This window comes from Micromonospora sp. NPDC049107, from assembly GCF_040648595.1.
In the GTDB taxonomy this organism is placed as follows: Bacteria; Actinomycetota; Actinomycetes; order Mycobacteriales; family Micromonosporaceae; genus Micromonospora.
The window spans coordinates 112,830-135,706 of sequence record NZ_JBEZEC010000013.1; the positions used below are offsets into that span (position 1 = coordinate 112,830).

The window sequence follows — 22,877 nt, forward strand, 5'->3', positions numbered from 1 at the left end:
GTGACGGACATTCCCGTATTTCCGGGCGTCAACCGGCAACGGGTTTGCGCTGCGCGGACTAGATCCACCAGGCTGGTCGCCATGCCCGCCGCCACGACCACCCTCCGCATGCTCGCCGTGTCGGTCATCGCGTCGCTCACGGTCACCGGCTGTCAGACATTCGAGGACGCCGGCAGCGCCATGGGTCGCTCGGATCTCGTCAACGACCTCGCCGCCCGCCTCGACCGGGCACTGGAGTTGACCTACACGGCCGACTACCAACTGCCCGGCGGCCAGACCGCCGCGATCGTCCAGGCGCAGGACCCGGCCCGCTCCGCCTACACCTACCCGGGTGGGCGGCTCACCGTCACCCCCGACGCCGTCACCCGCTGCACAGCGACCGGCGGTCGGATGGCGTGCACACTCGTCGCGCCACCCACCCCCGGCAGCAAGCCCACGGTGGCGCTGTTCGACGAGGCGAACCAGCAGGGTCTCGTCACCCCGCCCGTGGTGGTCGGCCTGCTGACCGCCGCCGCCCTCGACCCGCAGGCAGTGATCAAGCAGAGCGACACCACCGTCGCCGGGCACCACGCCGCCTGCGTCGAGGTACAGCGCTCGGACGGCGACTTCAGCGCCTGCGTGACCACCGAGGGTGTGCTCGGCAGCTTCCTCGGCTCGGTCGACGGCAAACCAATGGAGCTGGCGTTGAGCGACTACTCCGAGTCGGTCGAGAAGGACGCGTTCGACCCGCCCGCCGGAGCAGGCGTCGTCGACAACCGCCCCGGCGGCTCCTGACGTCGTACCCCCGGCTCCTGCTGGCTGTGCCGGCGCGACGGGTGACCGTCCGACGGCCCGGCGGGCGTCAGACGCCGAGCAGGGCGCGCAGGTGGCGCGGCGGCGGGCAGTCGTGGGCGAGCATCGCGTCGTGCCAGTCGCGCGCCGACACCCCCTCCGGGCGGGCGGCGGCGATCTCGGCCACCTCGCTGTACCCGACGAAGTACGTGGAGAGCTGCGTCGAGGTGAGCAGGGACCGGCGCCACTTGCCGGCGGCCTCCCCCTCCTCCTGGAAGCCACGACCGGTCATCAACGCCATGGCCTCGGCCTCGGGCAGCTCCTCGGCGTGCACCAACTGGTCGAGCAGCGCGTTGATGGTCATGCGGAGCTGCATCTTGAGCTGCTGCATCCGCACCGGCAGACCGCCGAAGCCGAGACCGGCCATCAGCTCCTCGGCGTACACGGCCCAGCCTTCGACGAACGGGCCGGAGCGGGCCAACGCCCGCACCCGCGTGCCGCCGACGTGCCGCCGGGCGTGGGCGAGCTGGAGGAAGTGGCCGGGCATCGCCTCGTGCACGGTCAGGTTACGAACCATGTGATCGTTGTACTCGCGGTAGAAGGAGTCGACACGCTGCGCCGACCAGTCCGCCGGGGTGGGCGCGATGCAGTAGAACGTCGGCACCGCCGCGGTCTCCAACGGGCCGGGCGAGTCGCAGTACGCCACCGCGACGCCCCGCGCGAACTCCGGCATCTCCTGGATCACGCACCGGTCGTCGACCAGGGTGACCAGGTCGTGCAGCCGGACGAAATCGGTCGCCTCGTCCAGGGTCACACCGGCCAGCTCGACGATCGTCGAGTCGTCCGGGTGCTCGGCGGCCAACAGGTCCAGCGCCCGGCGTACCGTCTCGTCGTCGGCCGGACCACCGACCAGCTCGACGGCCGCCGCGCGGATCTCCTCGGTGACCCGGTCCAGGTTGGCCCAGGCCCGGCGCTGGATCTCGGCGGCCCCCAGCTCGGTGTCGAGGGTGTGCCAGAGCCGCGCCTCCCAGCGTCGGCGGCCCAGGCGCGGGTCGCGGCCGGGCCCGGCGTCGGCGGCCAACCGGACCCGCAGCCAGGCGACGAACTCGTCCAGCGCGGCGATCGCGGCGGTCGCCGCCGGCTCGACCCGCTCGAAGCCGCCCGGCGCCTGCGCGATCAGGCCCGGTAGCTCGTCACGGATGAGCACGGCCGTGCCGGTGAACTGCCCGACCGCCGTCTCCGCGTGGATCCGCGGCATGTCCCGCAGCGTCGCGCGTGCGGTGGCGAGGGCATCCGGTACGGCGGCGAGCCGACCGACGAGCTGGGTCAGGCGCACCTCGGCCGGGGCGTACGGGCGGGCCAGCAGGGGGTGCAGCAGCGGGCCGGGGTTGTGGAACAGGGGGTCCCACTCGTGCGACCGGATCTCGGTGAGCTCGAACAGCTCCCGGTCGACGAAGGAGGTGAGCAGCGCGTGGTCGACCTGTTCGTCGACGTCGAGCGCGTCCGGGTCCAGTTCGGAGAGTGCGTTCGCCGCGTCGGTGAGCATCACCCGGTCGGCGGCCAACGCGTCGGCGGACAGGTCAGGAAGCCGATCGTCGAACCGATGATCGCCAGCCGAGGTGGCAACCCCCGGCCGCGCCTCCAGCAGTGCCTCGACAACCCGCTCAGCCAGTACCCCAAACGCTTCCACCGGACAACCCTACCGACCACCCCGCACCCAGCCGTGTTGATCAAGAGGTTCGCGTCAGATACGAGCCGGATCCTGACGCGAACCTCTTGATCAACCTCGTTCGGCGGCGCGGATGGATTCGGCGTGGGTCAGGGTCGCGCGGCGCAGGGCTGCCTCGGGGTCGAGGTTGGCCTTGCGGGCTTCTGAGACCAGGGTCAGGAGGGTGGCGCCTAGGCGCTCCTCCTCGTCCAGCCCCGTGTCGGGGGACGGGGTTTCGACGGTCAGGTTGGCGCGGGCGGCGCGGGCGAGGATCTGCGCGGCCAGGGACAGGGCAGGTTGGCTGAACGCCACGCCGTCCAACACCGAGTCGCGCGCCTTCTCGACCCGCTTGATCCGCTCCCAGTTGGCGGTGATCTCCTCCAGCGTGCCCGCCTCCGCACCGGCGAAGACGTGCGGATTGCGCCGGATCATCTTGTCGACCAGGCCACCGGCCACGTCGTCGATGTTCCACCGCTCACCCTCGGGCAGCTCCTCGGCGAGCCGCGCGTGCAGCACCACCTGGAGCAGCACGTCGCCCAACTCCTCGCGGAGCGCGTCGGTGTCGTCGGCGCTGATCGCGTCGTACGCCTCGTAGCTCTCCTCCAGCAGGTAACCCGCGAGGCTACGGTGCGTCTGCGCCCGCTTCCACGGGTCACCGCCCGGCGAGGCCAGCCGGTCCAGCACGGCCACCGCGTCGAGCAGCCGTGCCCCCGGCGGATCCCACGAGCCGTACATCAGCTCCATCTCGGCGAGCCCCGGCTCCCGGGCCAGCCGCAGACCCAACTCCCTTGCCAACGACTCGTCCCCGGCCGGTCCGGCCAGCCAGACCGCCGTACCGTGCTCCGCGACCGTGTCCAGCAACGCCTGCGTGGCCGGGCCAGCCACGACGGTCACCTCGGCGCCCGCCTGCCGCACGGCCGTGGTCAACTCGCTCTCCGCGCCGGTCAGCACCGGATGCTGGCGTACGACGTCCCAGGCGGCCGAGGTCAGCAGGCCGGCCGGCAGCCGGGGCGAGGTGACCAGCAGGACGATCCGTGCCGTCATGCTCAGCTGGCCGTACCCTCGGCGTCCGGGTTGGGGCTCGACGGCGACGGCGACACGTCCGGGGTGGAGACGTCGGTGACCGTGCTGCTGGCCCGGTCCAGGTAGGGCAGGTCGTACAGAGCAGTGCCCTGGTTCGGCACCTGGAACAGGGCCGGAATCTCCAACGACGAGTAGCGCGGATTGACGGTGACGTCCTCCCGCTTGACCTCTTCCTTGAAGGCCGTGCTGAGCGCCACCACCGCGTTCACCTGCGGAGCGATCTCCGGTGCCCCGAACCGCTCGCGCTGCTCCTCGACGGACCAACCGGCGGAAGCGACCCCGCTCTTCACCAGAGCGTCGTAGATTGCCGAACGCTCGTCGTCGGTCAACTCGGCCGGCGGCAGACCCGCCTGCAGGGCGGAGAAGTGGTTGTACCAGTCGGCCGCGAGCTTCGCGTACTCGGAGCCGGGGACCTGGAGGCTCTGACCCAATTCGTCGGCCTTGATCTGGTCCTTGACCGTGATGTTCTTCTCCGCGACCACTCGCTTGGCGAGGTCGAGGCCGACGAGCAGGTTGAGCATGTCCTGCCGGGTCGCCTTGAAACGCAGCTGATCGGGCGAGGGAGTTGCCGACGGGCCGTTCTGCTGCGCGAACGCCGCTCGGGCGTTCGTCTCGTACTTCGCCTGCGCCTCCGCGAAGAGGGTGTCGACCCGGTCCACCGAGTAGGTGGTGTCACCGACATAGGCGGCGACGCTCGGCGCGGATCTGCCGCAGGCAGCGAGGGAGAGGGCAGCCAGGGCCGCGACGCTGGCGGCGACGATCACACGGCGAGCACGCATACCGGTCACTCTCTCATGCCCTCTCCCACGCTGTGACGGCCCCCACCTCACCGCGCCGACGTCGCGGCCACAACCCGGCTCGCGTACGCGCCTCGCCCGCGTACGGGACCGTCACGCGGGCGCGGCGGCGAGCGGCGCGGGGGCGCCCAGGACGTCGGCGAGCAGTTGCGCACACCATTCGAGCAACGCCTGGTCGCGCAGCGGTTCGCCACCGATCCGACGGGTGCTCGGCCGGGGCACGCTGACCTGGTCGGTGGCCTGCTTGTAGACCGCGTCCGGGTGGTAGCGCTTGAGCCGCATCTGCTTCGAGTCCGGCAGCGGCAGCGGCCCGAACCGGATGTGCTTGCCCTGCATGGTCACGTCGGACAGGCCGTACCGGCGGGCCAGCAGGCGGAACCGGGCCACCGCCACCAGGTTCTGCACGGGGGCGGGCGGCTCGCCGTACCGGTCGGTCATCTCGGCGACGACCTCGCGCAGGCGGTCCTCGTCGCGCGCCTCGGCGAGCTTGCGGTACATCTCCAGGCGCAGGCGTTCCACGCCCACGTAGTCGTGCGGCAGGTGCGCGTCGACCGGCAGGTCGATCTTGACGTCGGTCTCCTCCTCCTGGCGCTCGCCCTTGAACGCGGAGACCGCCTCGCCGACCATCCGCACGTACAGGTCGAAGCCGACGCCCTCGATGTGCCCGGACTGCTCACCGCCGAGCAGGTTGCCGGCACCCCGGATCTCCAGGTCCTTCATCGCGACGTACATGCCGGCGCCCAGCTCGGTGTGCTGCGCGATGGTGGCCAGCCGCTCGTGGGCGTGCTCGGTGAGCGGCTTCTCCGGCGGGTAGAGGAAGTACGCGTACGCCCGCTCCCGGCCCCGGCCGACCCGACCCCGGATCTGGTGCAGCTGGGCCAGGCCGAGCAGGTCGGCCCGCTCGACGATCAGGGTGTTGGCGTTGGGGATGTCGATGCCCGACTCCACGATCGTGGTGCAGACCAGGACGTCGAACTCCTTCTCCCAGAAGCCGACCATGACCTTCTCCAGGGCCTCCTCGCCCATCTGCCCGTGCGCCACGGCCACCCGCGCCTCGGGCACCAGCTCGCGCAGCCGCCGCGCCGCCCGGTCGATCGACTCGACCCGGTTGTGCAGGTAGAAGACCTGCCCGTCGCGCAGCAGCTCGCGGTGGATGGACGCGGCGACCTGCCGGTCGTCCTGCGCGCCCACGAAGGTGAGCACCGGGTGCCGCTCCTCCGGCGGGGTGGCGATGGTGGACATCTCCCGGATGCCGGTGATCGCCATCTCCAGGGTGCGCGGGATCGGGGTGGCCGACATGCTGAGCACGTCCACCGAGGCGCGCAGCGTCTTCAGGTGCTCCTTGTGCTCGACACCGAAACGCTGCTCCTCGTCGACGATCACCAGCCCGAGCTGTTTGAACCGCGTCGCCGTCTGCAGGAGCCGGTGCGTGCCGATGACGATGTCGACGGTGCCGTCGGCGACCATCTCCAGCGTCCGCTCGGTCTCCTTGGCGGTCTGGAACCTCGACAGCTGCCGGATCTGCACCGGGAACTGGCTCATCCGCTCGGCGAACGTGTTGTAGTGCTGCTGCACCAGCAGGGTCGTCGGCACGAGCACCGCCACCTGCTTACCGTCCTGCACGGCCTTGAACGCCGCCCGCACCGCGATCTCGGTCTTGCCGTAGCCGACGTCGCCACAGATCAACCGGTCCATCGGGACGGTCTGCTCCATGTCCCGCTTGACCTCGTCGATCGCGGCGAGCTGGTCGGGCGTCTCCTGCCACGGGAAGGCGTCCTCCAACTCCCGCTGCCACGGGGTGTCCGGGCCGAACGAGTGGCCCTTGGACGCCTTGCGCGCGGCGTAGAGCTGGATGAGCTGCGCGGCGATCTCCCGGACCGCCTTGCGGGCGCGGGCCTTGGACTTCTGCCAGTCCGAGCCGCCCATCTTGTGCAGGGTCGGCTGCTCACCGCCCACGTAACGGGAGAGCTGGTCGAGCTGGTCGGTGGGGACGAACAGCCGGTCGCCGGGCTGGCCGCGCTTGCTGGCCGCGTACTCGATGACCAGGTATTCCCTGCTGGCGCCGTTGACGGTGCGCTGCACCAGCTCGACGTACCGACCGATGCCGTGCTGCTCGTGCACCACGTAGTCGCCGGCCTTGAGCTCCAGCGGGTCGATCGTGTTGCGCCGGCGGCTCGGCATCTTGCGCATGTCCCGCGTCGAGGTGCCCCGGCCACCGGTCACGTCGTTACCGGTCAGCAGCACGAAACGGGACGCCTCGTCGACGAATCCGCTGGTCAGCGCGCCACAGGTGACGACCAGGTCGCCGGGGGCGGGTGCGGTGGGCACCTCCTCGGTGAGCCGCGCGCCCAGGCCCGCGTCGCGCAGGACCTCCACGGCACGCTGGGCGGGGCCGTGCCCCTCAAAGACCAGCGCGATCGACCAGCCCTCGCCGGCCCAGCGCTTGAGGTCGTCGACGACCCGCGCGGTCTCGCCGTGGTAGAGCGGGGCGGGCTGGGCGGCGAGGGTCACCGCGATGGCGTCGTCCGGGGTGACGCTGGCCTGCTCGGGCGCGTCCTCCCAGGGCTGCCGCGCCTCGGCGGTCTCCGCCTCGACCAATCCGAACGGGGACAGCGTCCACCAGGGCTGGCGGAGCGTGCCGGCGGTGGCGCGTACCTCGGCCAGGGTGCGGAAGGCGGCGGCGCCGACGTCCACCGGGGCCTGGCCGCCGACCGCGGCGGCGGCCCAGGAGGCCTGCAAAAACTCCTCAGAGGTACGCACCAGATCGTGCGCCCTCGTGCGAATGCGCTCCGGGTCGCACAGCAGGACGTGGGTGCCGGCCGGCATCGCGTCCAGCAGCAGCTCCAGCGAGTCGGGGCCGACCAGCACCGGGGCCAGCGACTCCATCCCCTCCACCGGGATACCCTCGGCCAGCTTGTCCAGGATCTCGGCCAGCTCGGGGTGCTGCTCGGCGAGCGCGGCGGCCCGCTCGCGCACTGTTGGGGTCAGCAGCAGCTCCCGACAGGGCGGCGCCCACAGCAGCGGCACCTGCTCGATGGTGCGCTGGTCGGCGACCGCGAAGGTGCGGATCTCCTCCACCTCGTCGCCCCAGAACTCGACCCGGGACGGGTGCTCGTCGGTGGGCGGGAACACGTCCAGGATGCCGCCGCGCACCGCGAACTCGCCGCGCTTGGTGACCAGGTCGACCCGGGCGTACGCCATGTCGGTGAGTCGGCGGGCGACCACCTCAAGGTCCGCTTCCTCGCCGGCCGCGAGCTGCACCGGTTCCAGGTCACCGAGGCCCTTGAGCTGCGGTTGCAGCAGCGACCGGACCGGGGCGACCACCACCCGCAGGGGGCCGGTCCGGCCGTGCGCGTCAGCCGACTCGGGGTGCGCGAGGCGGCGCAGCACGGCCAGCCGTCGGCCCACCGTGTCCGATCGGGGGGAGAGCCGTTCGTGCGGCAGCGTCTCCCAGGAGGGGAAGACCACCACCTGCTCCGGCGGCAGCAGCCCGCCGAGCGCGGCGGCCAGGTCGTCGGCCTCGCGGGTGGTGGCGGTCACGGCCAGCACGGGTCGCCCGGCCCCGCCGGTGTCCGCGGCGACGGCCGCGACGGCGAACGGGCGCAGCGCGGCAGGAGCGGTGATGTCGAGGCCATCGACCTGGGCGGCACCGGAGCGCGCCAGGTCACGCGCCCGGGCCAGCCCGGGATCGGCCAGGGCGGCGGAGAACAGACCGGTGAGCAAGGGAGTCCTTCCAGGGGAGTCGACGCACACGACGGCGGGCCCCTCGCCCAGTCGGACGGGGGGTGCGCACCCCACAAGCCTATCCCCGTCCACCGACACCCACCCCGTTCCGCCCAGGTCCCACGCCCTCGCGTCGCCCGCCCTCGCGCCCTCGTGCCCCGTGCCCTCGTGCCCCGCTCCGCCTCGCGCCCCGCGCCCCGCGCCCCGCGCCCCGCGCCCCGCGCCCCGCGCCCCGCGCCCCGCGCCCAAGATCCTCACAACTTCGGGGATACTGCTGCTTCAGACGCGTCGGAGACAGCAATAACGGGGAAGTTGCGCGGATCTTGCCCGGCGCCCGCGATCTTGCCCCGCGCCCGCAGACTTGCCGCGTGCGCATGCGCTACAGCGCGAGCCGATGCGTACAGCGCGAGCCGATGCGTACAGCGCGAGCCGATGCGTACAGCGCGAGCCGATGCGTACAGCGCGAGTCCGCGCGGATCTTGACCGGGGCGGGACGCCGTGGTCGAGTGCGGGGATGGGTGAGCAGTGGCGGGCGCAGTTCGACGCGGAGGTCAGCTTCGCCAACGGAGGCGGGCTGCGGACCGAGGGATTCCGGCTGGACATCCCTGGGCCGGAGATCACCGATGACGATCTGGCCGCGCTCTTCGTCCGGCATCTCGGGCTGCTCATGGTCGCCGAGGTCCGGATCAGCGCGAAAACGATCATCGAGGAACCGCACAAGGGTGGCCGCGCCGTCGCCCCGACCGGCGGCGGTCGCCGGCTGGTGGAGTTGAGCCACGTCATCAGCGACGGGATGACCACCCTGCCCGGGTGGCCGGGTCCGCGGGTCACCGACTGGCTGACGTACGCGGCGTCCCGGGAGCGGTACGCGCCGGGCACCGAGTTCCACGTGGCCCGGATCGACATGATCGCCAACACCGGCACGTACGTGGACACCCCCGCCCACCGCTGGGCCGGTCGCGAGGATCTGACCGGGGTGTCGTTGGACCGCCTCGCCGACCTGCCCGGGGTGGTGGTCCGGGTACCGGCCGACACCCGAGCCGTGGATCGGCTGCTGCTGGCACCGTACGAGGTGGCCGGGCGTGCGGTGCTGCTGCACACCGGGTGGGACGCGCACTTCGGCGCCGAGCGGTACGCCGCGCCGGAGGCGCCGTACCTGAGCGAGGACGGCGCGCGGGCACTGGCCGACGCGGGCGCGGCCCTGGTCGGCATCGACTCGATCAACATCGACGACATGAGCCCGGCGGCGAACGGCGTACGCCCCGCGCACAGCGTCCTGCTCGCCGCCGGCATCCCGGTCGTGGAGCACCTGACCGGCCTGGGCGCGCTGCCGCCGACCTGGTTCCGGTTCACCGCGGCGCCGCCGATGGTGGCCGGGATGGGCACCTTCCCGGTCCGCGCCTTCGCCGTGGTCGAGAGCTGAGGTCGAGAGCTAGGGCCGAGAGCCGTGGTCGAGAGCTGTGGTCGAGAGCTGAGGCCGTGACGGTCACGGAACGCCGTGCGGTGCCGAGCAGGTCGGGAGTCGGGGGATGCTGTGCCCGCTGAGGGATTCGGTAGTGATCCGCGTCGGCACACCACCCCGGCCCGTTGGCGGGTGCTCGGGCACCCGGACGGGATGCTGATCTACCAGGTGCGCTGCATCGTCGAGAACCACGGGTGGACGGAGACCGTCACCCAGGACCGTCACAAGATCATGCTGGGCCGGTCCGGGGCGTACCGGCGTCGGCTCAACGGGCGGGTCGAGCTCTCCGACGCCACCTCGGTGCTGCTCACCCGGCCCGGGGACGACATGGCCGTGGCGCATCCGTTCGGCTGCGGCGACTCGTACACCTGCCTAGAGATCGATCCGTCGGTGCTGGCGGACCGGCCGGACGCCCAGCGCTGGATGGACCGGAGCGGCTGGGCGGGCACCTCGGACGCCACGCTGGACCTGGCGCACCGGCTGCTGGTGGCCGAGTTCCGGCGCGGGCTCGACCGGTTCGAGATGGCCGAGCGGCTCCAGCGGTTCCTGGCCCGCCTGCTGCACCACAGCGACCTCGCCGCGGACGAGGTGGACGCCGAGGTCGAGCGGGCCGTCCGCCGACGGCCGGCGACGCTGGCCGCGCACCGGCGGCTCGCCGACCGGGCGCGCGAGGTGCTGGCCCACTCCGGCTTCACCCTCGGCCTGGGTGAGGTGGCCCGGGAGGTGGGCAGCTCACCGCACCACCTCAGCCGGGTGTTCCAGCGGGTGACCGGCAGCAGCCTGACCGCCTACCGCAACCGCCTTCGGGTGCGCGCCGTACTGGACACCCTCGCCGAGCCCGACGGCCGTCCGCTGGGCGCGCTCGCCACCGAGTACGGCTTCGCCGACCAGGCGCACCTGACCCGGGTGGTCCGCGAGCAGGTGGGGCATCCACCCGCGCGCCTGCGTCGACTGCTCGCCCCCGCCGGGTCGGACCCGAGCGTCAGCGCCTGACACCGGACGCGGTGGAGGTGCCGTACCTGGGGCGTACGGCACCTCCCTGGGCGCGGGTCCGCACCGGGCTTCGGGCCTCCCCGAACAGGCCCGCGGGCTCCGGGTCGGCCACCCTGGGCGGGGGACCTCCGGACCGACGAGAACCATCGTCGCCGCGCCACCTTGAACAGGTCTTGAAGAAAATTGCTCGTCTGCGCCGGATGGCGGTCAGGATCGGACGCCCACCGGCAGAAAAGCCCCAAGCAGAACAAACCGCACCCTAGGCTGGCCTGGTGGACGAGTCGCCGGAGGTCCGGATACGCGACCAGATTCCTCGTACCGCCGGACTGCTGCTCGGCACCCTGGCGCTGGCCGTCGCGTTCATCGCCGCGTACGTCGGCGCCCTGCACCAACCCCACCCCCGCGACGTGCCGGTCGGCGTGGCGAGCGGCGACCAGGCCGCACGAATGGTCCTGACCGCCGTCCGCGACCGGACCAACACGATCAAGGCCATCGAGTACGCCGACCCGGGCGCCGCCGACGACGGTCTGACCAGCCGCGAGGTGTACGGGGTACTCGGCTCCACCCCCGACGGCGGGTTCGTCCTGACCACCGCCAGCGCCAGCGCGCCGGCCGCCACCGAGGTCGTCGTGCAGGTCCTCACCGCCGCCGCCGAACAGGCCCGGATGCCACTGCGGGTGGCCGACGAGGTGCCGGTCGCCGACACCGACCCGCGCGGTCTGGTCCCGTTCTACCTGGCGATCGGGTGCGTCCTCGGCGGGTACCTGGCCTCGACCGCGCTCGGCATCTCCGTCGGCACCACGCCGCGCACCCTGCGCCGCGCGGGCGTACGGATCGGCGCGCTCGCCGTCTACAGCGTCGTGCTCGGCATCGCCGGCGCGGTGATCGTCGGCCCGGTGCTGGACGTCTGGCACCACGACCTGCCGGCCGTCGCCGGCAGCGGCATGCTCGCCGCCTTCGCCGCCGCGATGGTGGCCGCCGCCGTGCAGGGCTGGTTGGGCGTACTCGGCACCGGACTGGTGATCCTGCTGCTGGTGGTGCTCGGCAATCCGGGTTCCGGCGGCATCTACGCCCCGGAGTTCCTGCCCACCTGGCTGCGCGGCATGCACCGGTGGAACGTGCCCGGACTCGCCACCGACCTGGTCAAGTCGGCGGTGTACTTCGACCGACGGTCGATCGGCTGGCCCCTGACCGGGCTGGCGCTGTGGGCGGTGGTCGCCCTGGCGGCCCTGCTCGCCGCGACCGTGGTGCGGGGAGGCCGGGCAGGCACCCGCGCAAGACCCTGAGGTGATCTCCGGGGTGTTCCGTCTCACGACGCGGCGCGCCCGGAGCCCCTCCTGCCGGAGGGCCAGACGCGGATACCATCCAGGGAGTCGGACAGCGCTGTCCTTCGTACTCACGTAAGGAGCGCATCGTGACCGACCAGCACGACCACGACGGCCCGGACGCCGCGCTGCGCGCCGACATCCGCCGGCTCGGCACCCTCCTCGGCCAGACCCTGGCCCGCCAGGAGGGCCGCCCGCTCCTCGACCTCGTCGAGGAGATCCGCGCCCAGGTACGCTCCGACGTCCCGGCCGCCGCCCAGCGGCTCGGCGGGCTCGACGTGACCACCGGGACCAAGCTGGCCCGCGCCTTCTCCACCTACTTCCACCTGGCCAACATCACCGAGCAGGTGCACCGCGCACGGGACCTGCGCCGCCGCCGCGCCGTGCAGGGCGGCTGGCTCGACCAGGCAGCCAAGATGATCGCCGAGCGCGGCGTGCCGGCCGAGGAGATCGCCGCCGTCGCCCGCCGGCTGGCGGTCCGGCCGGTCTTCACCGCCCACCCCACCGAGGCGGCCCGCCGCTCGATCCTGTCGAAGCTGCGGGCCATCGCCGACGAGTTGGACACCGAGACCGCCAACGCGATCCTCTACGGCGCGAGCGACGAGGGCCCGGCCAACCGCCGGCTGGCCGAGCTGCTGGACCTCATGTGGCAGACCGACGAGCTGCGGCTGGACCGGCCGGACCCGACCGACGAGGCCCGCAACGCCATCTACTACCTGCGGGACCTGTACGCCGAGGCCGCGCCGCAGGTGCTCGACGACCTGGCCGACACCCTGCGGACCCTCGGCGTGGAGACGTCGCCGACGGCCCGCCCACTGAGCTTCGGCACCTGGATCGGCGGCGACCGCGACGGCAACCCGTTCGTCACCCCGGCGGTCACCCGCGAGGTGCTGACCATCCAGCACGAGCACGGCATCGCCGCCACCGAGAAGGCGATGGACCACCTGATCAACGAGGTTTCGGTCTCGCGCCGGCTGCGCGGGGTGTCGCTCGACCTCTCCGCCAGCCTCGCCGCCGACCTCGACGCGCTACCCGAGGTGGCGGCCCGGTTCCGCCGGGTCAACGCCGAGGAGCCCTACCGGCTCAAGGCGCGCTGCGTGAAGGCCAAGCTGGCCAACACCCGGCAGCGGCTGCGCCAGGGCACGGCCCACGTGCCGGGTCGGGACTACCGGGGCTCGGCCGAGCTGATCGCCGACCTGGACCTGCTGCGCGCGTCGCTGGCCCGCAACTCGGGGCAGCTCACGGCCGTCGGCCGGCTGGCCTCCACCATCCGGACGGTGTCCGCGTTCGGCCTGCACCTGGCGACCATGGACGTCCGGGAGCACGCCGAGAAGCACCACGAGGTGCTCACCCAGCTCTACGAGGCGGTCGGCGAGGTGCCGGACTACCCGGCGTTGAGCCGGTTGGAGCGCACCAAGCTGCTCGCCGACGAGCTGACCGGCCGGCGACCGCTGTCCACCCTGGACACCCCGCTGACCGAGTCGGCCCGCAAGACGTTCGACGTGTTCAGCACGATCCGCGAGGCGCAGGACCGGTTCGGCGCGGAGGTCATCGAGTCGTACATCATCTCGATGACCCTGGGCGTCGACGACGTGCTGGCCGCCGTGGTGCTCGCCCGCGAGGCCGGGCTGGTCGACGTGCACAGCGGCCGGGCCCGCATCGGTTTCGTGCCGCTGTTGGAGACCCCGGCCGAGCTGAACGCCGGCGGCGAGATCCTCGACGAGCTGCTGTCACTGCCCGCGTACCGGGCGCTGGTCGCGGCCCGTGGCGACGTGCAGGAGGTCATGCTCGGCTACTCCGACTCCAACAAGGAGGCGGGGATCACCACCAGCCAGTGGTCGATCCACCGGGCCCAGCGGGCGCTGCGTGACGTGGCCGCCCGGCACGGCGTACACCTGCGGCTCTTCCACGGTCGCGGCGGTACGGTCGGGCGCGGCGGTGGCCCCACCCACGAGGCGATCCTGGCCCAGCCGTACGGCACGCTGGACGGCGCGATCAAGGTGACCGAGCAGGGCGAGGTCATCTCCGACAAGTACACGCTGCCGTCGCTGGCCCGGGAGAACCTGGAGCTGACGCTCGCCGCGGTGCTCCAGGCGACGCTGCTGCACACCGCGCCCCGGCAGCCGGCCGAGATGCTGGAACGCTGGGACGCGACGATGGACGTGGTGTCCGAGTCGGCCTTCCGGTCGTACCGGTCGCTCGTCGAGGACCCGGACCTGCCGGCGTACTTCTGGGCGTCCACCCCCACCGAACTGCTCGGCGCGCTGAACATCGGCTCCCGGCCGGCGAAGCGTCCCAACACCGGCGCCGGCCTGTCCGGGCTGCGGGCCATCCCGTGGGTGTTCGGGTGGACGCAGACCCGACAGATCGTGCCGGGCTGGTTCGGCGTCGGCTCCGGCCTGGCCGCCGCCCGCGAGGCCGGGTTGGCGGACGTGCTGGCCGAGATGCACCGCAACTGGCATTTCTTCCGCACGTTCCTGTCGAACGTCGAGATGATGCTGACCAAGACCGACCTGAGCATCGCCCGTCGGTACGTCGAGACGCTGGTGCCGAAGAAGCTGCACCCGATCTTCGAGAAGATCGAGCAGGAGTACGAGCTGACCAAGCGCGAGGTGTTGGCCGTCACCGCCTCGCCGGCCCTGCTGGAGAACTCCCCGGTGCTCCAGCGCACCCTGGCCGTGCGCGACACCTACCTGGAGCCGCTGCACCACCTCCAGGTGGCGCTGCTGCGCCAGTACCGGGAGTCCGGCGCGGCGGGCCGGGCGGTCGCCACCGCACCGGGTGGTCGACGCGCTCCCAGCGACGGCACGGCCCTGGAACGGGCGCTGCTCACCACCGTGAACGGCATCGCCGCCGGCATGCGCAACACCGGCTGACCAGACAGCACGGCAACGGGCCCCGGTCGAGTCGACCGGGGCCCGTTTCGTATGTCGCTCAGCGCTCCGCGCCCGTCACCAGTCACCACCGCCGAAGTCGCCGCCGCCGAAATCGCCACCACCACCGAAGTCGCCGCCACCGAAACCGCCGCCGCCGAAGTCACCACCGGCATAGTCGCCGCCGCCGAAGTCACCCGCCTGGTCGCCACCACCGAAGTCGCCGCCCTGGTCGCCGTAGTCGCCGCCCTGGTCACCAGCGTCGCCGCCCTGGTCGTCGGCGTAGTCGGCGCCGTCGCCGAAGCCCTCCTGGTAGCCCTGGTCGTAGCCGTACCCCGGATCGGCGAAGGCCGGCGAGAACAGCGCGTCGGCGATCAGCATGCCGCCGAGCACGCCGGCGCCCGCGCCCAGCGCGGTCTTCCACCACGGCGTCGAGTACCAACCGGCCGGCACCGGCCGACCCTGGTACCGCCCACCCGGGTAGTAGTAGGGCGTGTCCCGACCGGGCTGCGGGCCCGCCCGGAAGGTCTGGCCCTGCACGTCGACCTCGCGCTCCTTGGTGAGCTGCCCGACGCCCCGCGCGGCGGCCAGCGCCGGCACCTCGGGGCCGGGGTCGATGCCCAGCGCCGTCCGCGCCGCCCGGATGTACGCCAACCCCTCCAGCGCGGTCTCCCGGGCGAGCGCGAACTGGTTCGGCGTCCGCGCCTGCTCCAACTGCGAGCCGGCCGCGTTGTAGCGCTCCCCCGCGTCGGCGAGCGCCTGCCGGACGGCGGGCTCCTCACCCTGCAGGGTCATCAACTGGCCGCCGAGGCGCTCGTACCACCGTTGCGCCTCGGCGCGGGCGTCGCCGAGCGCGACACGCCGCTGAGCATTGGACCGGGAGTAGGCGAGCAGGCCGGCACCCACCACGGCGGCGACGACGACCACCAGGCACAGCAGAGCTTCCATGTCAACGAACGTACCCCCGGGTGTCACGTCGCACCCGTCTGGCAAGCTCCGGTGATGGACGTCTCGACGTTGCTGGTGGTGGTCGTCTGCCTCGGTGCCGGCGGGGCGGTGGGTTGGTACGCGGCCCGGTCCCGGTCGGCGGCCGACATCGCCCGGCTGGACGCCACCCTGACGGCCACCCGCGAGGGCGAGGGGCGGCTGGAGCAGTCCATGCGGGCGTTGAGCTACGAGGCGACGGCGCAGTCCCAGGAGGCGGTGGCCCGGGCCGTGGCGCCGCTGCACGACAGCCTGCGCCGCTACGAGCAGCGGGTGGCCGAGCTGGAACACGACCGCGTCGACGCGTACGCCGAGCTGCGCGAGCAGGTCCGCTCGATGAACGTGGTCTCCGGTGAGCTGCGCACCGAGACCAAGCAACTGGTGGCCGCGCTGCGCGCGCCACAGGTGCGGGGCCGCTGGGGCGAGCACCAACTGCGCCGGATCGTCGAGGCGGCCGGCATGCTGGAGCACTGCGACTTCTCCGAGCAGGTGACCGCCGCCACCGACGATCAGGTCGTCCGCCCGGATCTGGTGGTACGCCTGCACGGCGGCCGGTCCGTGGTGGTGGACGCGAAGGCGCCCTTCGACGCGTACCTGACGGCCATGGAGGCCCGCGACGAGCGCGGCCGGGACACCTACCTCGACGCGCACGCCCGACACCTGCGCGGGCACGTCGACGCCCTGGCCGCCAAGTCGTACTGGTCGGCGTTCGACAGCTCGCCCGAGTTCGTGGTGCTGTTCGTCCCGGCCGACCCGTTCCTCGACGTCGCCCTCCAACGCGATCCGACGCTGCTGGAGCACGCGTTCGCCCGCAACGTCGTGCTGGCCACGCCGGCCACCCTGGTCGCGCTGCTGCGCACGGTGGCCTACTCGTGGCGGCAGGAGGCGCTGGCCCGCAACGCGGTGGCGGTGCACACCCTCGCCCGGGAGCTGTACGGCCGGCTCGCCACCCTCGGCGACCACGTGGGCAAGCTCGGATCGTCGCTGACCGGCGCGGTGACCGCGTACAACCGGGCGGTCGGCTCGCTGGAGGCGCGGGTGCTGGTCAGCGCCCGCAAGCTCGCCGAGCTGGGCGTCTCGGACGAGGAGCTGGCGGCCCCCGCCCAGGTGGAGCTGACCCCGCGCCAGCCGCAGGCTCCGGAGCTGCTCAACGACGCCGACCGCTGACGGGGGGGCCGTTTCCCTAACGCCGGTTGGCGCTCTCGACGACGAACGGGATGCCCTGCTGGCAGGTGGTCATCGTGCCCTTTTCCACCCGGCCGGTGACGGTCACCCGGGCACCGGCGGTCAGCACGTCCCGGGGCCCGCCCACCAGCAGGTACCCGTCGAGGAGAACGCAGTTCGGCTCCACTCCGGCGGTGATCGTGCCGGTGAGCTCGGTGGCGCCGACCGGCGGCGGGACGGTGGGCCCGCCCGGCGACTTGATCGGCGGGGCGGGGGTGCTGGGCGACTCGGGGCTGCTGGGCGACGCGGGAGTGCTCGGCGACGCGGAGGCGGGCTGCCCGGTCGTCGCCGACGGTCCGCCGGGGGTGGCGGGACCGCCGGTTTCACCGCAGGCGCTCAGCGCCGCGCAGACGACCAGAGCGGGGACGACGAGCCGAAATGTCCTCATGCCGTCTTCGACGTACGGGACGGGCCCGGCGTTCCGCCGCGCTGGCGCTGGATCGTGTCAGCCGCGGGCCGCGGCGGCCTTCATGTCCCGCTTCAGCTCCTGCGGAAGCGAGAAGGTGAGCCGTTCGTTGGCGGTGGTGATCTCTTCGACGTCGGCGAAGCCGCGCTCGGCCAGATGTGCCAGCACATCGCGGACCAGGTCCTCGGGGACGCTCGCGCCGGAGGACACGCCGACCGTGCGGGCGTCGGCCAGCCAGGCGTCGTCGATCTCGTGGGCGAAGTCGATGAGGTGACCGGCGCGCGCGCCGGCGTCCAGGGCGACCTCGACCAGGCGGACCGAGTTGGACGAGTTCGTCGAGCCGACGACGATCACCACGTCGCACTCCGGTGCGATCTCCTTGACCACGTGCTGCCGGTTGGAGGTGGCATAGCAGATGTCGTCGCTGGGCGGGGACTGGAGCAGTGGCAGCCGCTGCTTGAGCCGGGCGACCGTCTCCAGGGTCTCGTCCACCGAGAGCGTGGTCTGGGAGAGCCAGACCACCTTCTCCGGGTTCCGCACGGTGACCTTGTCGACGCCGTCCGGGCCGTCCACGAGCTGGATGTGCGCGGGCGCCTCACCGGCGGTGCCGACGACCTCCTCGTGCCCCTCGTGGCCGATCAGCAGGATGTCGTAGTCCTCGGCGGCGAACCGCTTCGCCTCCTGGTGCACCTTGGTGACCAGTGGGCAGGTCGCGTCGATGGCCTTCAGCGAACGCTCCCGCGCCTGCTCGTAGACCTCGGGCGCCACGCCGTGCGCGGAGAAGATGACGGTCGAGCCCTCCGGCACCTCCTCGTTCTCCTCCACGAAGATCGCGCCCTGGGACTCCAGGGTCTGCACGACGTGCTTGTTGTGCACGATCTGCTTGCGGACGTAGATCGGGGCGCCGTACAGCTTCAGTGCCTCCTCGACGGTCTGCACCGCACGGTCCACACCCGCGCAGTAGCCACGAGGCTTGGCCAAAAGCACGCGCTTACCAGTCCGGAGATCAGTCACCCCCCCATCGTACGTGCCGCTGATCCCCCCGCACCCGGGCCCAAATCGCGGTGATCAAGAGGTTCGCGTCAGAAACGCGCCCGGATCCGACGCAAACTTCTTGATCACCGAGGGCCTCCGTAGGGTTGGGGGGTGAGTGGGGTGAGTGGTGTGGGTGGGGTGGGTGGGGTGGGTGGTGGGGGCAGTGAGGGCCGGAGCAGCGCTGAGGAGCCTTGGCCTGTTCGTGTCGTCTCGCAGAAGGTCGGGGCGTGGATCGCCAAGCTGGGCTGGGTGTGGGTGGACGGGCAGGTGGCGCAGATCAGCCGCCGTCCCGGGGCCACCACCGTCTTCCTGACCCTGCGTGACCCGTCCGCCGACCTGAGCCTGACCGTCACCACCAACCGGGACGTGCTCGACGCCGGCGCGCCGGAGCTGCGCGAGGGTGCCCGGGTGGTGCTGCACGCCAAGCCGGAGTTCTACGCCGCCCGGGGCACGTTGAGCCTGCGGGCCGACGAGATCCGCCAGGTGGGTCTCGGTGAGCTGCTGGCCCGGCTGGAGAAGCTCAAGAAGCTGCTCGCCGCCGAAGGACTGTTCGACCGGGCCCGCAAGCGTCGGCTGCCGTTCCTTCCCGGCCGGATCGGTCTGATCACCGGCCGGGCGTCCGCCGCCGAGCGGGACGTGCTGACCAACGCGCGCCGGCGCTGGCCCGCCGTGGAGTTCCGGACGGTCAACGTGGCGGTGCAGGGCCCGTCCGCCGTGCCGCAGATCGTGGACGCGCTCAAGGTCCTGGACGCGGACCCGAGCATCGATGTGATCATCATCGCCCGGGGTGGTGGCGGCATCGAGGACCTGCTGCCCTTCTCCGACGAGGCACTGTGCCGGGCCGTCTTCGGCTGTCGTACCCCGGTGGTCAGCGCGATCGGCCACGAGACGGACACGCCGCTGATCGACTACGTCGCCGACCTGCGGGCCTCCACCCCGACCGACGCGGCCAAGCGGGTGGTCCCCGACCTCACCGAGGAGGTACGCCTCATCGGTCAGGCCCGGCACCGGCTCCAGCGGGCGGTGCGCAACCTGGTCGACCGGGAGTCGCACCGCCTCGACAGCCTGCGCTCCCGGCCGGTGCTGGCCCGGCCGCAGGTGATGGTGGAGCACCGTGCGACCGAGCTGGCCGCACTGCGTCAACGCGCCGGGCGCTGCCTGGACCACCGGGTCGCGGCCGCCGACGACGACCTGCGGCACACCCTGGCCCGACTGCGCGCCCTCTCCCCCGCCGCGACGCTCGACCGGGGGTACGCGATCGTGCAGCGCGCCGACGGGCACGTCGTCCGGGCGGCGGCCGAGGTCGGCAAGGGCGACCCGCTCCGGGTACGCCTCGCCGAGGGCGAGCTGGCCGCGACGGTCGACGGGGACGTGGCGACGAAGTGACACCGACCGGGGTGTGCTGAGATGGACGCGATGACTGACGACACGAAGGCCGGGCCGGACGAGCGGCTCAGCTACGAGCAGGCCCGCGCCGAACTGGCCTCGGTGGTCGAGCGGCTGGAGGCCGGCGGCACGTCCCTGGAGGAGTCGCTGGCGCTGTGGGAGCGCGGCGAGGCGCTGGCGGTGATCTGCCAGCGCTGGCTGGACGGTGCGCGGGCGCGAATCGACGCCGCCCGTCAGGAACCGTCCGCCTGACCGTCGGGTGGGATGGCCGGAGCCACCCCACCCGTACGACGGTCAGTTGAACAGGCTGTACAGCTCGGCGGGCGCTTCGACGACCTGGTCCGCCGGCGGCTTCTGCGCCGGGGTGGCGGAGCCGTAGTCGGAGTACGTCATCTTGATCTCCTGGGCCGTGGTCTGGCCGGAGGCCGGGAGTTGCAGCGCCAGCTCGCTCAGCCGGCCCTGCGGGTCGACCTTCGCGGTGAACGGGACCGTCTTCGCCTGGGTGCCCAGCGCGGCGATCGTGGCGGCGTTCAGCGAGCCCGCCTCGGCGGCCTTGGTGACGTCGATGGTGCCGGCGTACGTGCCGGTGCCGGTGCTGCGGACCTCGGTGATGCCCTGGGTCAGCACCGCGCTGCCGGCCGGGTCGACCTTGTCGAAGTCGAAGCCGAGGTTCTTGTTGCCCTTGACGCGGGCCTGGTCGAGGTGCTGGTACTTACCGAGGTTGAGCTGCTTGATGGCGGGCAGGCTGTCGGCGGTGGGGCCGGTCAGTTCCAGCTTCACCCAGCTGTCCGGCTTGGCGTGGATCACGTCGAGCTTCATGGCCAGGTCGGAGGAGGGGCCACCGATGGCGAACTTCAGAGCGGCGCTCTGACTCGGCTGGTGCACCTGCCCCTCGGCCGTGGACCCGGCGCCGGAGAGGGTGAACCGGAAGTTGCCGTCGCTGATCGCCTTGGTGGAGTCGAGCAGGGCCTGCTTGGCGTCGCCGGACACCGGCGCACCGCCGGACTGGCTCGGCGCCCCGGACGCGCTCACCGTCGGGGACGCGGTTGACCCGGCCGTGCCGGTCGTGCCACCGGCGCAGGCGGCCAGGGCGGGCGTGAACAGGGCGGCGGCTACCAGGCCGGCACCCAGTCGTCGAACAGTCATACGTGTCTCCCAAGGGGGTCACCCGACTACCTGGTCGGCGCCGGAAACCGGGCGACGCGGCAGCCCTTCGGCCACGTCGCACAATCCGGGCCGAGCGGCGCGCCCGGATCGCTCTCTTCTTGTTCCCTGTCGACGCGTCGGACAATCACCCTTGTTGTCCGGTTGTTTGCGGGCAACCGGTGCCGAACAGAGCGGGCCGGGGTGACCTCTGGTCGCCCCGGCCCGCCGTGCGGCTTACTTGAACATCTCGTACGTCTCCGCCGGGGCTTCGACCACCTTGTCCGCCGGCGGCTTCTGGGCGCCGGTCCCGGCGCCGTAGCCCGCGTATCCGATCTTGATGTCGTGCGCGGCGGTCTCGCCGGCGGCCGGCACCGAGATGACCAGCTCGGTGAGGCGACCCTGCGGGTCCAGCTTGGCGGTGAACGGCAGCGAGTTGGCCTGCGCGCCCAGCGCCTTGACCACGTCCTCGTCGAGGGCGACCGACTCCGCGGAGGCGCTGATGTCGATCTTGCCGGCGTAGCTGCCCTCGCCGGTCTTCTGCACCTCGGTCACGCCCTTGACCAGGGTCTCGCTGTCGACCGGGTCGAACGTCTCCGGGTCGAGCTGGAAGTCCTTGATCTCCTTGGCCTTGGTCTTGTCGAGGTGCTGGTACTTGCCCTTGTTCTTCGCCAGCTCGGGGACCATGGCCGCCATTTCGCCGCCGAGCTCCATCTTCACCCAGCTCTCCGAGTCGATGTAGATGAGGTCCATCTCCATCGACACGTCCTGGGAGGCGTCGCCCATCTTCATGGTCAGCTGCGCGCTGTTGCTGGGCTTGTGCACCAGGCCACCGCCGGTCAGGTCGGCGCCCGCAATGGTGAACGTGAAGTCGCCCTTGGCCATCTCCTTCGTGGAGGCGAGCAGCGCCTCCTTCGGGTCGGCCGGTACGGCCGGAGCGGAGGCGCTCGGGGCGGCGGCCGGCTCGGCAGCGTCGGACTTGCACGCGGCCAGGCCGGGGACGAGCAGGGTGGCGGCGAGGAAGCCGAAGCTCCACCGTCGAATGTTCACTGAGTTCTCACTTCACAAAAGGGGACATGGTCCGGCCACCGCGTGCGGGCCGGACCGAGCCGAGGGAGCGTACCGGACCGGCCCCCTCGGCGTGCGCCTCCTCGACTGTGGACTCCTCAGCCCAGCGCGCCGGCCAACTCCCGCAGTTCGTTGTCCCGCGCGTCACCGATCACGAGCACCGTGCGGGTCGGCTCCAGCAGGGCCAGCGCCTGCTGGTTCCCCCGGGCCGTGTACCGCTGCCACGTGCGCCCACTCAACTCGGTCGGCCCCTGTGGCTGCCCCTGGTCGGTCAGCTCGGCCGGCAGCAGCCGCTCGGCCGGCACGCTGCTCTGCACGAGCTGCACACCCCTGCCCTCCGGCGTCAGGTAGCCGATCCGCAGCGTCGCGCCACCCTCGACGCTCTGGTAGCGGGCGCTGACCGTACGCCATCCGGAGCCGAGCCCGTGCGGCTCGCTCACCGGGACCGCGTTCGCGGACCGCGCCTGTTCGATCGCCGGGGCGGGGTCGACGGTGGTGGCCTCGTCGCCGCCCAGGAAACCCCGGTAGAACGCCAGCAGCAGGGCGATCGGGACGAGCAGCACCAGCAGCGAGATCGCCATGTCCTTGGGTGACCGCTCGGACTTGCCCGCCGTCGCGGCCGCCCGGGGCGGCGACGGCCGGGCCGCCGGCCCCGGTCCGACGTGGGCCGGCTCGGCCACGGGGGTCGCCTCGTCGGCGACCAGGGCCGGCTCGCCGGTGGTCGGCGCCGTCGGATCCACCGGGCCCGTCGCGGCGGGCCCGGCGCCGGGGGCGTCCGGGAGGTCGGCCGGCGGCTGGCCGTCGGGCGGCGTCTGGTCGGCGGGTACGCGGTCAGCAGGCTGTGCGGGTTCCACCCTGCCATCTTCGCAGCCGCCCGACCGGCGGTATCCGGCCCA

18 protein-coding genes are annotated in these 22,877 nt (G+C 72.4%); 8 read left to right on the forward strand and 10 right to left on the reverse strand.

Annotation, left to right across the window (positions count from 1 at the left end):
- Positions 1–81: 81 nt before the first annotated feature.
- Positions 82–774, forward strand: a complete 693-nt coding sequence (locus tag AB0B55_RS28305; protein ID WP_357174964.1) for a hypothetical protein — start codon at positions 82–84, stop codon at positions 772–774.
- 67 nt (positions 775–841) lie between these two features.
- On the opposite strand, the gene AB0B55_RS28310 is transcribed toward AB0B55_RS28305, so the two are convergent.
- The 4 genes from AB0B55_RS28310 to mfd all read right to left on the reverse strand — a co-directional run bounded on the left by AB0B55_RS28310 (position 842) and on the right by mfd (position 8,082).
- Positions 842–2,461, reverse strand: a complete 1,620-nt coding sequence (locus AB0B55_RS28310; protein ID WP_357174967.1) for a DUF885 domain-containing protein — start codon at positions 2,459–2,461, stop codon at positions 842–844.
- A gap of 90 nt (positions 2,462–2,551) precedes the next feature.
- The gene (locus AB0B55_RS28315) at positions 2,552–3,523 is read right to left on the reverse strand and encodes a nucleoside triphosphate pyrophosphohydrolase (protein WP_357174970.1); all 972 of its coding nucleotides are present in this window, start codon (positions 3,521–3,523) and stop codon (positions 2,552–2,554) included.
- A gap of 2 nt (positions 3,524–3,525) precedes the next feature.
- The gene (locus tag AB0B55_RS28320; protein ID WP_357130141.1) at positions 3,526–4,341 is read right to left on the reverse strand and encodes a hypothetical protein; all 816 of its coding nucleotides are present in this window, start codon (positions 4,339–4,341) and stop codon (positions 3,526–3,528) included.
- A gap of 111 nt (positions 4,342–4,452) precedes the next feature.
- Positions 4,453–8,082, reverse strand: a complete 3,630-nt coding sequence (gene mfd, locus AB0B55_RS28325) for a transcription-repair coupling factor (protein ID WP_357174973.1) — start codon at positions 8,080–8,082, stop codon at positions 4,453–4,455.
- A gap of 514 nt (positions 8,083–8,596) precedes the next feature.
- Here mfd and AB0B55_RS28330 point away from each other — a divergent pair.
- The 4 genes from AB0B55_RS28330 to ppc all read left to right on the forward strand — a co-directional run bounded on the left by AB0B55_RS28330 (position 8,597) and on the right by ppc (position 14,738).
- Positions 8,597–9,505 (forward strand): cyclase family protein, encoded by a 909-nt coding sequence (locus AB0B55_RS28330; RefSeq protein ID WP_357174976.1) that lies wholly within the window; start codon positions 8,597–8,599, stop codon positions 9,503–9,505.
- Between the two features lie 111 nt (positions 9,506–9,616).
- On the forward strand, positions 9,617–10,537 hold the full coding sequence (locus AB0B55_RS28335) for an AraC family transcriptional regulator (protein WP_357174978.1): 921 nt from the start codon (positions 9,617–9,619) through the stop codon (positions 10,535–10,537).
- A 272-nt stretch (positions 10,538–10,809) separates the two neighbouring features.
- The gene (locus tag AB0B55_RS28340) at positions 10,810–11,823 is read left to right on the forward strand and encodes a hypothetical protein (RefSeq protein WP_357174981.1); all 1,014 of its coding nucleotides are present in this window, start codon (positions 10,810–10,812) and stop codon (positions 11,821–11,823) included.
- A gap of 128 nt (positions 11,824–11,951) precedes the next feature.
- The gene (gene ppc, locus AB0B55_RS28345; protein WP_357130155.1) at positions 11,952–14,738 is read left to right on the forward strand and encodes a phosphoenolpyruvate carboxylase; all 2,787 of its coding nucleotides are present in this window, start codon (positions 11,952–11,954) and stop codon (positions 14,736–14,738) included.
- Positions 14,739–14,813: 75 nt separating this feature from the next.
- Here ppc and AB0B55_RS28350 read toward each other — a convergent pair whose 3' ends face one another.
- Positions 14,814–15,683 (reverse strand): hypothetical protein, encoded by an 870-nt coding sequence (locus tag AB0B55_RS28350; protein ID WP_357174984.1) that lies wholly within the window; start codon positions 15,681–15,683, stop codon positions 14,814–14,816.
- A 54-nt stretch (positions 15,684–15,737) separates the two neighbouring features.
- On the opposite strand from AB0B55_RS28350, the gene AB0B55_RS28355 reads away from it, so the two are divergent.
- A complete protein-coding gene (locus tag AB0B55_RS28355; RefSeq protein ID WP_357174986.1) occupies positions 15,738–16,886 on the forward strand; it encodes a DNA recombination protein RmuC in 1,149 nt (382 codons plus the stop codon).
- Between the two features lie 16 nt (positions 16,887–16,902).
- Here AB0B55_RS28355 and AB0B55_RS28360 read toward each other — a convergent pair whose 3' ends face one another.
- Together AB0B55_RS28360 and AB0B55_RS28365 are read right to left on the reverse strand one after the other, a co-directional pair.
- Positions 16,903–17,331, reverse strand: a complete 429-nt coding sequence (locus AB0B55_RS28360; protein WP_357130164.1) for a hypothetical protein — start codon at positions 17,329–17,331, stop codon at positions 16,903–16,905.
- A gap of 57 nt (positions 17,332–17,388) precedes the next feature.
- Complete coding sequence (locus tag AB0B55_RS28365) at positions 17,389–18,387, reverse strand: 4-hydroxy-3-methylbut-2-enyl diphosphate reductase (RefSeq protein WP_357130416.1); 999 nt, start codon at positions 18,385–18,387, stop codon at positions 17,389–17,391.
- 117 nt (positions 18,388–18,504) lie between these two features.
- Here AB0B55_RS28365 and xseA point away from each other — a divergent pair, with 117 nt between their 5' ends.
- On the forward strand, positions 18,505–19,770 hold the full coding sequence (gene xseA, locus AB0B55_RS28370; RefSeq protein ID WP_357175050.1) for an exodeoxyribonuclease VII large subunit: 1,266 nt from the start codon (positions 18,505–18,507) through the stop codon (positions 19,768–19,770).
- Positions 19,771–19,800: 30 nt separating this feature from the next.
- A complete protein-coding gene (locus tag AB0B55_RS28375) occupies positions 19,801–20,022 on the forward strand; it encodes an exodeoxyribonuclease VII small subunit (protein WP_355048864.1) in 222 nt (73 codons plus the stop codon).
- 42 nt (positions 20,023–20,064) lie between these two features.
- On the opposite strand, the gene AB0B55_RS28380 is transcribed toward AB0B55_RS28375, so the two are convergent.
- From AB0B55_RS28380 to AB0B55_RS28390, 3 genes are all read right to left on the reverse strand, one after another.
- The gene (locus AB0B55_RS28380; protein WP_357130170.1) at positions 20,065–20,916 is read right to left on the reverse strand and encodes a hypothetical protein; all 852 of its coding nucleotides are present in this window, start codon (positions 20,914–20,916) and stop codon (positions 20,065–20,067) included.
- 234 nt (positions 20,917–21,150) lie between these two features.
- Entirely contained in the window at positions 21,151–21,963 is an 813-nt protein-coding gene (locus tag AB0B55_RS28385; protein WP_357174989.1) for a hypothetical protein, read from the reverse strand.
- A 116-nt stretch (positions 21,964–22,079) separates the two neighbouring features.
- Positions 22,080–22,835, reverse strand: a complete 756-nt coding sequence (locus AB0B55_RS28390; protein WP_357130174.1) for a DUF4245 family protein — start codon at positions 22,833–22,835, stop codon at positions 22,080–22,082.
- Between the last annotated feature and the right edge of the window lie 42 nt (positions 22,836–22,877).